This is a genomic window from Scytonema sp. NUACC21, from assembly GCF_054684315.1.
The window spans coordinates 1-15297 of record NZ_BAAFZH010000091.1 but is presented as its reverse complement, the minus strand read 5'-3'; the positions used below and the strand labels follow the sequence as shown (position 1 = coordinate 15297).

Genomic DNA, 15297 nt, shown 5'->3' with positions numbered 1-15297 from the left:
CCGTAAATAGGACTTTAAGTAAGGGCACGGCAGTGCCGTGCCTTCACGGAAAAAGAACAAGCACATCACCTGTATCAATATACGTAACTTTTGGGGTTCTAAAAACCAGCCATTAGGTTGATTTCGATGTGCATGTTCTCAAAAATTAAATCTCAGCCACTGCTCGCTCAATGAGACGGCGTGCTAGAGTTTGGGTGCCTGTGTGTTCGTAGTAATTTGTGGAAACATCCAGGAACGCGGCTAGATAATCCAAGTTATCATCAGCAACATCAAGAAAACTTTGCAAGTTGTTGGCGACTTTTTGTGGTGTTAACCCACGAGAGGCAACTAAACCGCTCATCCAACCTGTCACTGAATCAAAGCTTTGCCCAATAAAGTTGAGTTTGCCATGAGAATCGCCACCAGGAATTGCATCTTGGATGTTTTGGTAAGTTGAATTTTTTTCTAATTCCTGCGGGCTGGTATTACTGATGCTGGATAATGCTTTGCTGATAAAATCAGGTCCAAGAGGTAACAAACCATCTACGCAAACTAAGGCAGCCATGCGGATGAATGATTCACCGCTGTATTCACCTAAGGAGCCAACAAAATCTCCAATACTGTCTCCGGGAATACCGTTAATTTGACAGAAGGCTACCAACTCAGCAACTAATTTCAAGCACAAATCAATGGTTTGTGCTTTATCGGATTTGGGAGTGATTTTGTTGAAAAAGCCAAAAAGAGGAATTTTCTCACCTACTTTATTTGCTAATGCTGCTGCACCTAGTGCTCTATCTGTGCTGTCAACAGTTTGATAAAGCCACATCGCCCGTTGGTAACCTTGAGAGCGATCGTTATACAGATAAATTGCTCTTTCTCCAATGGCTTGAATCAGGCTGTCATCAGTTTCGCCAGTTACGGTTTTAATGGTGTTGACAAAACCAACCACATTGTGCCACTCACCGGGAGCCACAAAATCAAGGGAGTTCAACATTGACACGGTTAAACCGCCAGTTGGTAGTTCATCAACCAACTCAAAAATAGGTTTGCTCACAACAAACTCCTTATTGTTAAGGGTTATTAGTTATTGGTTATTCATCATTGGCAAAGAACTTTTAACCAATGATGAATATTTTCAAAAGCATTAAACTATTTCAGTTTTGCTAAACCATTTAGGTTAAATTTCTCTATCCAAGCTTGGCGATCGCTAGCTGTAAATGAAGGAGATCGGGAAATCACTTTAACTTGGTAGCGATTGTTCACCAGTACTGATGTTTGAGTATTGCCCAGTTCTCGTGCGGGATAACCAGCAATTTGCTTGGTACTGTTCGAGTAGCTAGCTGCTGTTCCAGGGACACTCGTTGTGTCAGAAATAGCTAACATGGCTACATCTTTGCCATCTTGTTTCAACTTTGCTTCAGCAAAGCCTTTTTTCTCTTGGGTAAATACCCGTTGATACCCATCCCCAGCAGTAGGGAAGAATTTGTTAAACTCGCTTCCCTGGGTTGCTTCTTTAGCGACTGCTTGACCGCTTTTCTGTTTGGTGCTTTCTTGCTGTACTTGATCGAAACGTCCGGGTGCTTTTGTGGCACAACCCGTGGTAATGAGTAACAAACATAACAATAAAGCTACTAAAACTCTACGGGCACGAGGGAAAATCATTTTTGCCTCCTCTTGATGCTTGATCTGCAGGCAATTAATTATCGGCGCTTCTGCAGTCTTTACCCGGAAAATTTACTTTCTAATAACTTTTGAGTACAACTATCCAAGGTAGGGCTTGTGCCCCACCAATCCCTAACTCTTACGATGTGCTATCACAGCGTAGAACGGATCTCCCCCACCAAGACCCAACCATTGCAAAACATTGGGAACCGATGACTGACGTACAATAACTTCTGGAGGCGAAAATCCCGGTACAGAGGAGAAATAACTTTTTACCAGTTCAACTCGGCTTGTCTCAGTGCCTTCCCGCCATACTTGAATCGCCTTTTGGAAAAACATTCTGTTAGAAAAGCTGATAATTGCCAAACCACCTGGTTTGAGGATGCGGTGAATTTCCGAAAACACCGCCTCTGGATATTGCAAGTACTGAACTGAAACACAGTTGAGGACAGCATCAAAATCCCGGTCCTTTAGAGGTAGCTGAGGATTGTCGTTGAGATTTTGCACGAAATAATGATTGAATCTTGGATTGCGTTCTAGTTCCTGAAGATTCAGCCCGTGCCCTTCAACATGGTCAAACTCCATCTCTTCTGGTAAATGAGATACCCAACTGCTCATCATATCAAAGATGCGGGTATTGGGCTTGAGACGCTCGCGATACAAATCTGTCAGTTGTTGAATAAAACCTTCGTCTACATGAGTGACAAAGCGGGGATATTCATAAAATAGCTTGTCGTCTGTAGGGTCTAGCTTATTGCGTTGCTCTGGTTTTAGCGGCATAAGTTAAGTAAGGGTAATTTAGGCTGCTGATTGGTGGAACAATTTTGATACCTCCATACGTATTCTATAAAGAGACACAAAAATTAAATGAGCCAAACAAAGGTTTGGGCGGTCTAGACGCAATGTTATATAAAGCACAATCTATTTCTCGAAGTAAGCCTTTCTCCAGCCTTTTATCGGTTTTTCCTTACATAAGTTTGTTGCTTTGGATACTTCCATTACTGCTGTTTAATTCCGGTCAAGACAGCTTAATGGCACATGATGAAGGGCTTTATGCTTGGCGATCGCGCTTTATGGTAGAGTCTGGAGATTGGATACACCCCTGGCCAACCCTCCATCACAAGACCCCCGGACCCTACTGGTTAATTGCCATTTCTTACACGTTGTTTGATATCAATGAAACTAGCGTGCGACTGCCAAGCGCGATCGCGGGCACCCTAAGCGTACTACTTGTATACGAAATAGGTAGAATTCTCCTCGGGAAAAAAGCCGCTTGGCTAGCTGCTGCCATTATGAGCGTGCAATTTCTGTGGTTGCAATACTGTCGGCTGGGCACACCTGATGTACCTATGATTTTCTTGGTACTTTTAGCTATTTGGTCTTTATTAAAAGCCGAACTTCATCCCAAATATCGCTACCCTTGGAGCTTTCTTGCAGGCTTAAGTTTTGGTTTGGGCTTCCTCGTCAGAAGTTTCATGATTGTTTTACCCATCGTGGCTTTGCTACCTTATCTAATTTGGGAGCATCGCCGCCACCGTCATTTGACAAACCCAATCTTGTATCTGGGGTTTGCAGTAGGTTTAATTCCCACTGGTATTTGGCTTTGGCTGAACTTTCTGCACTATGAACAAAACAGTTTTGCGGAATTAGTCAATTTCGTTATCAACTTAAGTTCTGGTGAACGCGATAACAACGGCTTAGAGTTTTATTTCTGGAATTTACCCATCAAAGTCTTTCCTTGGTCTTTCCTGAGTCTCTTAGGCTTGGGTTTGGTTATCCGTCGCCCCCTTCCTCGCTATCATCTCATTCTAGTTGGCTGTCCTCTCACCTTATTTGTCGAACTGACTCTTTTCCCCACTCGCCTACCTCACTACAGTCTCATTCTCTGTCCATTTATTGCTTTACTTGCTGGTGTCGGGTTAAATTGGTTGGCTTTGCAAATGCGGGTACAAGGAGATGAGACAAGAACACAAGGGAAGTTCTCCCCCTCACGCCCTCCCCGTGTCCCTTTGTCCTCCTTACCCCGCAATCTCAGTTATGGCTTTGGTGTACTTGGCGTTTTCCTCTTGCTAGCAGGTGCAATTGCTTTTGTTGTAGGTGGTGTGGAACTCCGCAAGTACACAATGGTAGGATTGGTATTGGGAGCAGGTTGGCTAATCTTACCTGTGGTTTGGATTGCTCGTTACCAATTTGGGCAAAAGTCTCTCACAGTTCGCTATTGGATAGCAGGTTGGTTAGTTTCTGCTTGGCTAGCTTTGGCTGTAACTGGTGGCAGTGGTATTATCGGCAACTATAACCCCGATCTGAAAGCTTTTATTCAACAGCCTGAAGTTGCTCAAGTCTTAAACTCATCTCCAGTTCACTTTGTTCAAGTTGGTAGAAAAATCGGAGTTCTGCTCAATTTCTACACTCCCCATCACGGTCACCGGGTACAAGAAGTTTCCGAACTTCCCTCCTCTAGCTATGCTTGGGTTCCCAAGCAAAAAATGGCTGGAGTCACCCAGCCCCATCGCGTTCTAGGCACTGTACAAAAGGTGAATTTAATTCAGTTGAAGTAAATTCAACTGAATCAGAGATAAGCTAGAAGAAAAATAGATATTTTAGTTGTTGAAGCCAACCTATGCAGCAGTCTAACTTTCGCTTAGACAGTGATTTTCTTCGGCAGCTGATTACCCTAGCTGCGATCGCTGTAGCTTTTTTCGTAAATGTTATATCTAATATATTTCCATTAAACGGGCTCAACATAGGTGAAATCTCTAATACATTATTCAGAAATATTCTGATTATTCCTGCTAATTATGCCTTTGCAATTTGGGGATTAATTTACCTGGGGTTATTTGCCTTTGGAGTTTACCAATTCCTTCCCAATCAGAAGCAAGATTCCGATTTACGCAGTATTGGTTACTTGTTGGTCATTGCTAGTTTGGCTCAAAGTATCTGGGTGTATTTTTTTCTAGCTCGGCTTTTTTCACTGTCAGTCATCGCAATCCTGGGAATTTTGCTACCGTTAATTGCTGCTTATTTGCGTTTGGGAATCGGTAAACATCCCGTACATCGAATCAAAAAGTGGTGCGTTCACTTTCCGCTTAGTATTTACTTGGGATGGATTAGTGTAGCCACGATTGTGAACGTGGCGTGTGCTTTGTACGCTCAAAATTGGAATGGTTGGGGCATTTCTGCTGAAGTATGGACAAGTATCATGCTGTTAGTAGCAGCATTTGTGACTGTGGCGATCGCGATTCAGCATCAAGACATTGCTTACACCGGAGTCACAGTTTGGGCATTCATTGCGGTTGCTATAAAACAGTGGGACAAGGTAACTCTCAGAAATCTGGCACTGATTTTGGCGATCGCGTTAGCTATTGTTATTGCTACTAGAATTGCACGCAATCGAGCTTCAGCTTAATTGAACTAACATTCTCTGACGTTACCCTTGCGTCAGATTTTCCCCATCAATATGGTTTTTATATAAGATTCTAAGAAAATTCTTATTTATTTTACTTAAAGTAAATGTAAAGATTTCATTAAAAACAATACAGATATCAAAGTTTTCACGTGTTAAGTCGTCATAATAAATTCTTGATGAGAGCTTAGGAAATATTTTTGTATAGCCATGAAGAAAAAGCTGGAAAAAAATATTGCTAAAGAATATATATTAAATCGCGGTGCATCTCAAATCCCGATTGAATAGCTCTGTCAAATACTTGAGTCAGGCGGGAAGCAAGGGCATCTGCTATTCGTGAACGGAGAGAATTTGAGTAAGTGTTGAAGATTTTATTTAACGTTTTTTCTTACCAACCTACTTAACTGGGAGAAAAACCTTCTTTAGATATTAACCCAAAAGACTTACTTGCTCCGCCTAAAACATTCATTTAGCCTCGTTAAACTTAGTTAACGAGTGAACTGTCTTGCTTGGCAAAAGTCAGTAGAAAAAAATAAATAGAACTGTTGCACGAAATATAAATCTACCAAAAATCACCGCCATAGCTCAAACTATCGCCCTAAACAAAGCTGAAAATCCGGAGGATAAACAATGGAAAATATCAACAAGAATATTGCCTTTGTATCGGCAGAAAGAAAGGGAATATTAGAGATAGAACCTAAGAGCAAAAGTACTCATGTCTACCAACAGCAGATAATTCCTAAAAGTACCGAAGGAGAATTGGCGACCCTCTCTTTTGCCCAGCAACGGCTATGGTTTTTGACACAGTTGGATCGGAACAGTTCTACATATCATGTTATCAAAGCTTTGCAGTTGCATGGAAACCTTAATGTGTCAGTACTGCAACAGTCTTTAGATGCTATTGTTGCCCATCATGAAGCCTTACGAACAAACTTCAGATTACTGGATGGCAATCCTATGCAGGTCATTGAGCAACCTCGGACAGTTGAACTAAAAGTCATCGATATCAAGAATTCTCCTCAAAAAAGTCAGACCGCCTTTTTACAAAATTTGCTAGAGGATGAGGCGCACCGTCCCTTCAACTTAACATCAGATTTGATGCTACGTGCCTGCTTGATACAACTATCGCCACAAGAGCACATCCTGCTGTTAACCATACACCAGATTGCTGCCGATAACTGGTCGATGAATGTTGTCCTTGAGCAATTGGCAAAACTCTACGAAGCCTTCCTATATAAAAAACTCAATCCTCTATCAGAATTACCCATCCGTTATGTTGATTTTGTAATTTGGCAGCACCAATGTCTTTCGGGGAAGGTGCTGGAAAAGCAACTCAATTATTGGAAACAAAAGCTAAGCAATGCTACTCCAGTACTGGAATTACCTGCAGATAGACCGCGACCTGCCGTTCAAACCTACCAAGGTGCAAAGGAAGCTTTTGTCATTCCGCACAATCTATCACGAGCACTGTATGTACTATCACAACAAGAAGGTGTCACCCTTTTCATGACATTGTTGGCAGTGTACCAAACTCTGCTGTATCGCTATACCGGACAACAAGATATCTTGGTCGGTTCTCCCGTTGCAGGTCGCAATCTACCAGAGATAGAACAATTAATCGGATGTTTTGTCAATACTCTAGTACTACGCACTGCTGTGTCTGGAAATCTGAGTTTTCGGGAACTGTTGCAGAGGGTGCGCTCGGTGGTAATGTCGGCTTATACTAACCAAGATCTGCCTATTGACAGGCTGATAGATGAACTTCAACCGGAGCGATCGCTCTCTTATCATCCTCTGTTTCAAGTGATGTTTGTTTTAGAGAATCTATCGAGTCAAACATTAAATTTACCAGAAATCACTTCAACTTCCTTTGATTGGAATAAAGTCACTACTAGGCTTGATTTAACACTGTCTATATCTGAAACAGAACAGGGATTGCAAGGACTGTGGGAGTACAACACTGATTTGTTTGATGCTCCCAGAATTAGGCGGATGAGTGGGCATTTCCAGACACTACTAGAGGCAGTTGCTGCTAACCCAGACAAGCCCCTGAACGAATTACCACTGCTAACACCAGCCGAGCGTCATCAGTTACTCGTTGAATGGAATGGGACTCAGGCAAATTGTTTCCAAGAGCGATGCATACACGAGTTATTTGAACAAAGAGTAGAGCAGAATCCCGATGCGATCGCGGTGATGTTTGAAAACCAACAGCTCACCTATCGGGAATTAAATAGTCGAGCCAATCAGTTAGCACATTACTTAAAAACTTTGGATGTGGGGACAGAGGTACGAGTTGCAATCTATCTAGAACGCTCTTTAGAGATGGTTGTGGGGCTGTTGGGAATTCTGAAAGCTGGTGGCGCTTATGTACCTTTAGATCCAACATATCCTAAAGATCGGTTAGCTTTCATGTTGGAAAATTCTCAGCCCCTAGTGTTGTTAACTCAGGAACCTCTGAAAGCGGAACTACCCGATGTTGCAGCCCAAGTGATTTGCCTTGATAGCGATTGGCACATTGCCCAACAACCAGAAGAAAACTTAAACCAGACAGCATCACCTGCAAACCTAGCCTATGTGATTTATACTTCTGGTTCAACGGGAAAACCCAAGGGTGTTCAGGTCACCCATGCTAATTTGTGTCACTACGCACAGGCAATGGGACAAGCCCTAGGAATAGTAGCAGAGGATGTGTATTTGCACACAGCATCAATTGCATTTTCCTCCTCTGTTAGGCAGTTAATGGTACCACTGGCTCAAGGGGCAACTGTCAAAATTGCGACATCCGAACAAAGAAGAGACCCGAGGGCGCTATTTGAGGCAATTAAACAAGATGATGTCACAGTCATAGATATAGTCCCCTCGTACTGGCGCAACTGCATTCACACACTGACAGGTTTAGAACCAGAGAAAAAACAATTTTTACTCGATAACAAATTACGATTGATTGTCTCTGCCAGCGAACCGCTACTGTCTGACATTCCCTCTCAATGGATGTTTGGTTGCCAACATAAAGCACAATTAATAAATATGTTTGGTCAAACGGAAACTTGCGGGATTGTTGCAACCTATCAGATTCCAGCACAACAGCATGAGCAGATAAAAATTGTTCCTCTTGGTCGCCCAATCGCTAATACGCAAATTTATTTGCTTGATGAGCATATGCAACTAGTTCCTGTTGGCGTGCCAGGAGAAATGTATATTGGTGGTTCAGGTCTAGCACGAGGCTACCTGAACCGACCAGAACTGACAGATGAAAAATTTATTTCCGACCCCTTTAATCAAAAAGAGGGAGCACGCCTGTACAAAACTGGAGACTTGGCTTACTACTTAGAAGATGGGAGTATTCAATTTCTCGGACGCAAAGACTACCAAGTAAAAATACGAGGTTTTCGTATAGAATTGGGAGAAATCGAGGCTGTACTCAGCCAACATCCTGGTGTCCTTCAGACTGCAGTTATTACCTTTGAGGATGCTAGAAATGATACAAAATTAGTAGCTTACGTTGTGCCAAACAACGAGTCACCTGCTGCGATCGGTGACTTCCGTAGCTACTTGAGGAAAAAGCTACCTGAGTATATGATACCGTCAGCTTTTGTATTCTTAGAAGCTCTACCTCTAACTCCTACTGGAAAAGTCAATCGCCGTGCCCTTCCAGTACACGACTTCTCAACACCAGAGTTGGAAGGAAATTTTCTTTCTCCCCGTAATGAGTTGGAACAACAGCTAACGCAAATTTGGGAAGAAGTTTTATGCCGTCAGCCAATTGGTATTAGAGATAATTTCTTTGATTTGGGAGGGCATTCGCTGCTAGCTGTCAAGTTATTCGCACAAATTGAGAAACAGTTCGGCAAAAAACTTCCCCTGGCGACCCTTTTTCAATCGGGTACAGTAGAAGCTGTTGCTAAATTGCTTCAAGAAGAACAGACAACTGGTTATCAAGGTTTGGAGTTAGCAGGAGAAGACATATCAGACGTTGGTTGGTCATCTTTGGTAGCAATTCAACCCAACGGTTCCAAACCACCTTTATTTTTAGTCCACCCACTAGGTGGAGAAACTCTGTGTTATCGCTCTTTAGCTATGCATTTGGGATCGGATCGACCAGTCTATGGGCTGCAACCACGAGGGCTAGATGGAAAACAACCTCTTAATACGGGGATTGAAGATATGGCTGCCCATTACATTCAAGAGATTAAGAGGATTCAACCCAATAGCCCCTATTACATAGGAGGCTACTCCTTTGGAGGTATAGTTGCTTTTGAGATGGCTCAGCAACTTCACAAGTCAGGTGAAAAAGTGGCTGTCCTTGCTATGCTTGATACCGTCCGTCCGGGTTGCGAGCAACGATTGTCTTTCTTCCACCGAGTCCTGGAACACATAGATAATTTTTTACAGAAAGGGATTGTCTATCTTCAGCATAAGCTTGTGGGTTGGCGCGAGTGGATTATGTTTTATATCCGACACACATACACGAAGTTGTTAGGAATTTCTGAGCCTTCTGCCAAAAATAACAAATATTTAGAAATCATGGGCACCAATGCTCAAGCTCTTAGCCAGTATACTTTCCAAGTCTACCCCGGTCATATGACCCTTTTGCGGACTTCAGATAAAGATCGGGACGAAGCTACAGGTATGCAGTACGATCCCCAATTTGGTTGGAGCGACTTAGTGACCGGAGGAATAGATACTTATCACGTTCCCGGTTCTCACTACTCTTTGCTAGAAGAACCTCATGTACAGGTGCTAGCTGACCAATTAAAAAGTTCTCTGGAGAAGGCACATCGCTCAGATTCTAGTACCTAATCCGCTTTCTCATATCTTGCCTGTTATTTCGTTGGCACTGCCCACCACCCGCTTATTAAGTTATTGCGTAGGGTGGGCACTGCCCACCACCCCCTTAGGGACTTACTTGCGGCGACAAAACCACTGCATGATATTAAACTCGCCGCGCATTCTTTCTAGTTCTTGGCGGTGTTGTTCTGCTGTTTTGTGATACCATTCACAATGACGTTTAAACTCCTCTCTAATCTGAACTTCATGATAAAACTGGTAAGTTGTTTGGTATGAAGCAAAGGTTTCCTCAACTTCAGGTTGAGGAGCAGGAATAATATGTGGTAAATCTTTATGCATTATTTTAAATGAGTGCGGAGTGGAGAGGAATTCTACTGTTGTTATTCCAATCTATTATTACCAAGATTTATAACCAACCGCGCAAACGATAGGCAAAAAGACCAACGTACTCTTTTAAAGCCGATGTAAACGATTGTAAGTTGTCTGCACTCGGTAGTATGTTTAAGATTGCTGATTTAGGGCTGCTAGTGAGTTCTTGTATTTCACCCTCACTGACAAGGAAGTCAGTGGGTGCAGGAATGGCATCAATACCCTGACGCTTAAAAATAAGAAGCGAACGAGGCATATGTATTGCTGAAGTGACTAACAATACACGACGAATCCCCCGAGACTCTAGAATTTTTTTTACATTGACTGCATTTTGATAGGTATTCAGGGAATCGGGCTCCTGTATAATTGCTGACTTTGGTACACCAATAGATGTCAGAATTATTTCCATATCCCCTGACTCCGACGAACCCCTACCTCTCCAATCAATACGCCCACCACTCAGAACAACGAGCGGGGCTTTTTTTTGCAGGTAGAGTTGAGCAGCGTAGATAACGCGATCGCCGGATTCATTTAAATCTACAGATGGGCGGGGCGGAACAGCAGATTTCGTTGCACCACCCAAAACCACAATCGCTTCTGCATTAGGTATTTCAACAGCAGGAAGATTTTGCCATTCTAAAGAACGTACAAGAAAACGAGCCGTCCAGCTATTGCTGCTCACTAACAATACTACAAATGCCAGCCCAATTAAAAAAGCTGCTACACGCGGTCGTTTCCATAATAAAACCAACGCTATGAGCAAACATACGCAAGCTACCCCCAGTGGGTAGAAAAACAGCGGTAGCAATTTGGAAAGATATAAGAACATAAGAGTTAGTGGTTAGTGGTTAGTGGTTAGTGGTTAGTTATTAATAGTTAGTTTTCACCAATAGCTACTAACTACTAACTAAGAACTACTAACTCATTCCACTATCGTTGCCAAAATCGTAAATTTATGCTTCCACCAGTACGGCGGCGGAAACGGCGGGCAGATTTTCTGACTTGCCGTCTGCGTGGTTTATCATTGGTAGCGAGTTCAGCTTCGATTTCTTCAGCATCGTCAACAGGTAGCTGAGTTCTTGAGGTTTCCTTGGTTTCCCACCAAGCAATAATCCATCCGCCACCTATACCAGCGATCGCACCTAGCAAAATCCCCATAGGAGGGTTATAACCGACAAACACAAAACCCAGTAAGAAAAATAACCAATATTTCAGTCCGGCATCAATCCCCTCAGAAACCCCTATATCGGGTTGCTTGGGACCAGTTTTTTGTGCTGATGTCATCCATCCCAAGGCTATACCACCAAGTACGCCCAGGAAAACACTTAATGCTGGTTGATACCCCGTACTTAGAAATATTAATGTTAAAAACAACCCAAATAGGGTTTGAGTAATGAAGTTTCCAGAGAAGCTTAACTTTGGTGGTGCCATGAGGGATAGCCTATAGGCGAGTAACTTCCTTTAATTGTGCCTCTAATGGTTGGATTGTGTCCAAAATTTTCACGAAAGGTTTTTCTTTCTCCGTAAAAGGCTCAGATTGCTGAATTTGTGACGCTAATAAATCAGGAGTGGCATCAGCAATATCACCAGTACGTTCTGAGAGGCGCTTTTGCAGAACTTCCAGAGGTGCCGTGCATTGGATAATCTGTATTGGGAGTTGATGTTCTTGAGCTTGGGCTAGCACTTGGGATCGAAACTGCTGTCGGTCATATTTAGCGTCTAAAATCACTGTATAGCCTTGAGTCGCTAACAAAATTCCCAATTCTAACAGCCGTGCGTAGGTTTTCTGAGTCATCTCGGCTGTATACACATCATCTCCGCCGCGTTCTGACAGTGGAATTCCTGCTAAATGTTTCCGAACTGCATCAGAACGAATGTGAATGGCTCCTAAATGACGAGCTAAATACCGTGCTGTTGTAGATTTGCCAGAACCCGAAACTCCGGACATCAAAATCACCTGTCCTTGACGGGGTTTTGTGTAATCCCAAGCTAGCTTGTAGTAGGTTGCGGCTGTTTTTGTCACCTCCTCTTTTACTTCTGGAGGTACACTTGGGTCGTCCAATAAGAACGAAGTCACCTTGGCGCGGACATAGGATTGACGGCTTAAGTATATGGGTAATACTTGCAACCCCTCCCAATCACCAGTCATTTCCAGGTAAGTATTGAGATACGCATTACTTAAATCTATCCGCTGTTGGGCTTCCAAATCCATGACAGCATAGGCAATGTCGAACATCACATCGACAAAGCGAAACGGTTCATTAAATTCAATACAGTCAAAAAGCCATAGTTTGTCTTGCCACAAACAAATATTTCCTAAGTGCAAGTCCCCATGACATTCGCGAATCTGGTTATTTTGAATTCTGTTTTGAAAAAGTTCGCGACGTTCTATAAAAAAGGCGTCTGTATAACGCTTTGTTTCCTCAAATTGCTCCCTTGTTTGAGGACCACCAATATACTTCTCAGTTTGCTCGTAATTTTCATCAAAAGCAGCTCGCACTTGCTCCACTTCACCAAAAGAACGAATATAGTCATTTGTGACCGTTTTGGTTGCATGGTATTGAGCTACTACCCGTCCCAACTCTTCTACGAGTTCTTCAGTTAACTTACCCTGTTTAAACATTTTGCTCAACAGAGTTTCTTCAGGAAACTGAAGCATCTTCAACACGTATTCTACAGGTTCTCCTGTTCCCCCTAAACGGTACTCCTCATCTACTAGAGTGACAGGGAATACCTCCAAATACAGTTCTGCTGCTGCCCTTTGATTCAAGCGCAACTCTTCGTAACAAAAATGCTGCCGCTTCTCTAAGGTTGAATAATCTAAAAAGCCAAAATTCATTGGCTTCTTTACCTTATAAGCATATTTACCCGTCAATAACACATAAGAAATGTGCGTCTGAATCAATTGAATGGGTTCGGTTACCTCATGCGGATAAAACCCAGGCTTTAACATTTGCTGAATTAAAGGGGGAATCGAAGCCTCTGTCATTGTTTCTTCGTGCTCTTAGGGTTTTGGTAGTTTATATAACATAAACCAGAGGTAATATCCCCTGGTTTCCACGGTAACTATAACAAAAATTTGGCTCTGTTAAGTTCAAGATTAGGCTTCTGACTCAGAACCCCTTTGTGGAGGTAGAACTGTAAGAACAGACTGTCCGGGCTCACCCATATATTTCACACCTGCAGGCAAAGACAGTTGATCTACTGACAAGCTATCTCCCACTAGCAAGTTCGTGACATCAACGTCAATGGCTTCAGGAATAATGTCTGGTGGGCAACGCAGTGCTAAGTTAGTTATGTGTACGTCTAATACACCACCGTCTCGCTTCACCCCAACTGGTTCTCCCACAAAATGCAGCCGTACTTCCACATCAGTGTCACCATGACCTGCAACAGCAAAGAAACTGAGGTGATAGAGGGTACCTTTTGCTGGATGAGATTGAACTTCCCGCAACAAAGTTTTCCCACGCCAAGGAATGTCAGTTACGTTAAGGTCAACGATGGAGTTGTTGATAGAGATTTTGCTGAGAAGGCGTTCAGCGGTTTTGGCATCCAGGACGATCGCAACCGACTCGGTTCCATTATGACCGTATAAGTTGGCAGGGATTTTGCCAGAATGACGCAACGCGTTAGGCTTGCTACCTTCTGGTCGCTTTTGACATTCAACTACTAGTTCCATACAATTTGTTAGTGGTTAGTGATTAGTGGTTAGTGGTTAGTGGTTAGTGGTTAGTTTTGGCTACTAACTACTAACTACTCGCCGCTAACTTATTTCAGCACTCAGTGCTGAGAACGAAGAAGGTGTACCCTCTGGGTGTAACAAAGCACGTTTTGGTCCGTGGATGGGGTCTTCTACAATAATAGTTTGGTCGCGGCTAGCCCCCAAAGACACGATCGCGATCGGAACTTCCATCAACTCTGCCAAGAATTTTAAATAATCCAATGCTTGCTTTGGCAGGTCTTCTAAAGAACGGCAGTCAGTTGTTGAGGTGCGCCATCCCGGCATGGTTTTGTAGATGGGACGACACCGTGCAAATTTACGGCTGCTAGTTGGGAAATGCTCGCAACGTTCTCCATCTATTTCATAAGCAACACAAACTTTAATTTCCTCCATTTCATCGAGGACATCTAGTTTGGTGATTGCCAAACAATCCATACCGTTGATTCGGACGGCATAGCGACCGATCACGGCATCAAACCAACCACAACGTCTTTTACGTCCAGTTGTTGTACCAAATTCAGCACCGCGATCGCACAATACTTCCCCCATTTCCCCGTGTATTTCTGTGGGGAACGGTCCTTCACCTACTCGAGTGGTGTAAGCTTTGGCTACTCCAATCACTCGGTCAATCATTGTTGGTCCTAACCCCGTACCTACACAAGCTCCGCCTGCGACTGGATTAGAGGACGTGACATAAGGATAAGTTCCATGATCTAGGTCAAGGAGCGTGCCTTGTGCTCCTTCAAATAAGATATTGCGTCGCCGCTGAATTGCGTCGTATATTTTCAAGGAAGTATCAACAACATAGGGTCGCAAACGCTCTGCATATCCCAGGTACTCCTCTATGACCTGTTTGGGATCTAGGGGTGGAAGGTTGTAGAGCTTTTCTAGAATGACGTTCTTATAATTGATTGTCCATTCTAGCTGGTCGCGCAGACCCTGTGGGTCCATTAAATCTAGAACCCTGATTCCCGTCCGTTCAGATTTGTCAGCATATGTCGGACCAATTCCCCGACCAGTTGTACCAATTTTATGGCTTCCTCGCCGATCCTCCGATGCCTTATCAATCAGCCGATGGTAAGGCATTGTCACGTGAGCTGTTTCAGAAATCAGCAGGTTTCGCGTGGAAACACCTACTTTTTCCAGTTGGTCAAGTTCTGCTATCAAAACCTGCGGATCTATGACTGTTCCACAGCCGATTATGCACTCGGTATCTGGATACAATATACCAGAGGGAATCAAGTGCAGCTTGAAGGTTTGACCCTTGACTACAATTGTGTGTCCAGCATTGACACCCCCTTGGTAACGTACAACTACATCTGCGGAGCGGCTGAGCAAGTCAGTTATTTTTCCTTTTCCTTCGTCGCCCCAC

12 protein-coding genes are annotated in these 15297 nt (G+C 43.3%); 3 read left to right on the top strand and 9 right to left on the bottom strand.

Going from position 1 to position 15297, the window contains the following annotated elements:
- Positions 1–145: 145 nt before the first annotated feature.
- From ACYRY3_RS24460 to ACYRY3_RS24450, 3 genes are all read right to left on the bottom strand, one after another.
- Positions 146–1033 (bottom strand): hypothetical protein, encoded by an 888-nt coding sequence (locus tag ACYRY3_RS24460; RefSeq protein WP_460204242.1) that lies wholly within the window; start codon positions 1031–1033, stop codon positions 146–148.
- A gap of 95 nt (positions 1034–1128) precedes the next feature.
- On the bottom strand, positions 1129–1641 hold the full coding sequence (locus ACYRY3_RS24455) for a hypothetical protein (protein WP_460204241.1): 513 nt from the start codon (positions 1639–1641) through the stop codon (positions 1129–1131).
- 132 nt (positions 1642–1773) lie between these two features.
- Positions 1774–2421, bottom strand: a complete 648-nt coding sequence (locus ACYRY3_RS24450) for a class I SAM-dependent methyltransferase (protein ID WP_460204240.1) — start codon at positions 2419–2421, stop codon at positions 1774–1776.
- Between the two features lie 122 nt (positions 2422–2543).
- Here ACYRY3_RS24450 and ACYRY3_RS24445 point away from each other — a divergent pair, with 122 nt between their 5' ends.
- The 3 genes from ACYRY3_RS24445 to ACYRY3_RS24435 all read left to right on the top strand — a co-directional run bounded on the left by ACYRY3_RS24445 (position 2544) and on the right by ACYRY3_RS24435 (position 9847).
- Positions 2544–4199, top strand: coding sequence for an ArnT family glycosyltransferase (locus ACYRY3_RS24445; protein WP_460204363.1), 1656 nt, complete (start codon positions 2544–2546; stop codon positions 4197–4199).
- Positions 4200–4261: 62 nt separating this feature from the next.
- Positions 4262–5047, top strand: a complete 786-nt coding sequence (locus ACYRY3_RS24440) for a tryptophan-rich sensory protein (RefSeq protein ID WP_460204239.1) — start codon at positions 4262–4264, stop codon at positions 5045–5047.
- A 627-nt stretch (positions 5048–5674) separates the two neighbouring features.
- Positions 5675–9847 carry a non-ribosomal peptide synthetase gene (locus tag ACYRY3_RS24435; RefSeq protein WP_460204238.1) on the top strand — a complete coding sequence of 1391 codons (4173 nt, stop codon included), beginning with the start codon at positions 5675–5677 and terminating at the stop codon, positions 9845–9847.
- Between the two features lie 102 nt (positions 9848–9949).
- On the opposite strand, the gene ACYRY3_RS24430 is transcribed toward ACYRY3_RS24435, so the two are convergent.
- From ACYRY3_RS24430 to ACYRY3_RS24405, 6 genes are all read right to left on the bottom strand, one after another.
- Positions 9950–10174, bottom strand: a complete 225-nt coding sequence (locus ACYRY3_RS24430) for a hypothetical protein (RefSeq protein ID WP_460204237.1) — start codon at positions 10172–10174, stop codon at positions 9950–9952.
- A 67-nt stretch (positions 10175–10241) separates the two neighbouring features.
- Entirely contained in the window at positions 10242–11033 is a 792-nt protein-coding gene (locus ACYRY3_RS24425) for a YdcF family protein (RefSeq protein WP_460204236.1), read from the bottom strand.
- A gap of 101 nt (positions 11034–11134) precedes the next feature.
- Positions 11135–11635: a hypothetical protein gene (locus tag ACYRY3_RS24420; protein ID WP_460204235.1), complete on the bottom strand. Its 501-nt coding sequence runs from the start codon at positions 11633–11635 to the stop codon at positions 11135–11137.
- Positions 11636–11645: 10 nt separating this feature from the next.
- Entirely contained in the window at positions 11646–13193 is a 1548-nt protein-coding gene (locus tag ACYRY3_RS24415) for a bifunctional aminoglycoside phosphotransferase/ATP-binding protein (protein ID WP_460204234.1), read from the bottom strand.
- A gap of 111 nt (positions 13194–13304) precedes the next feature.
- Complete coding sequence (locus tag ACYRY3_RS24410; protein ID WP_460204233.1) at positions 13305–13883, bottom strand: 50S ribosomal protein L25/general stress protein Ctc; 579 nt, start codon at positions 13881–13883, stop codon at positions 13305–13307.
- 84 nt (positions 13884–13967) lie between these two features.
- Positions 13968–15297 (bottom strand): adenylosuccinate synthase (locus ACYRY3_RS24405; RefSeq protein WP_460204232.1); only part of this gene is annotated, 1330 nt, incomplete at its 5' end.

What these genes read in the sequence shown, in the direction of transcription:
- ACYRY3_RS24455 (WP_460204241.1), bottom strand. Translation starts at nt 1,641, where the DNA reads ATGATTTTCCCTCGTGCCCGTAGAGTTTTAGTAGCTTTATTGTTATGT.
- ACYRY3_RS24450 (WP_460204240.1), bottom strand. Translation starts at nt 2,421, where the DNA reads ATGCCGCTAAAACCAGAGCAACGCAATAAGCTAGACCCTACAGACGAC.
- ACYRY3_RS24445 (WP_460204363.1), top strand. Translation starts at nt 2,544, where the DNA reads ATGTTATATAAAGCACAATCTATTTCTCGAAGTAAGCCTTTCTCCAGC.
- ACYRY3_RS24440 (WP_460204239.1), top strand. Translation starts at nt 4,262, where the DNA reads ATGCAGCAGTCTAACTTTCGCTTAGACAGTGATTTTCTTCGGCAGCTG.
- ACYRY3_RS24435 (WP_460204238.1), top strand. Translation starts at nt 5,675, where the DNA reads ATGGAAAATATCAACAAGAATATTGCCTTTGTATCGGCAGAAAGAAAG.
- ACYRY3_RS24430 (WP_460204237.1), bottom strand. Translation starts at nt 10,174, where the DNA reads ATGCATAAAGATTTACCACATATTATTCCTGCTCCTCAACCTGAAGTT.
- ACYRY3_RS24425 (WP_460204236.1), bottom strand. Translation starts at nt 11,033, where the DNA reads ATGTTCTTATATCTTTCCAAATTGCTACCGCTGTTTTTCTACCCACTG.
- ACYRY3_RS24420 (WP_460204235.1), bottom strand. Translation starts at nt 11,635, where the DNA reads ATGGCACCACCAAAGTTAAGCTTCTCTGGAAACTTCATTACTCAAACC.
- ACYRY3_RS24415 (WP_460204234.1), bottom strand. Translation starts at nt 13,193, where the DNA reads ATGACAGAGGCTTCGATTCCCCCTTTAATTCAGCAAATGTTAAAGCCT.
- ACYRY3_RS24410 (WP_460204233.1), bottom strand. Translation starts at nt 13,883, where the DNA reads ATGGAACTAGTAGTTGAATGTCAAAAGCGACCAGAAGGTAGCAAGCCT.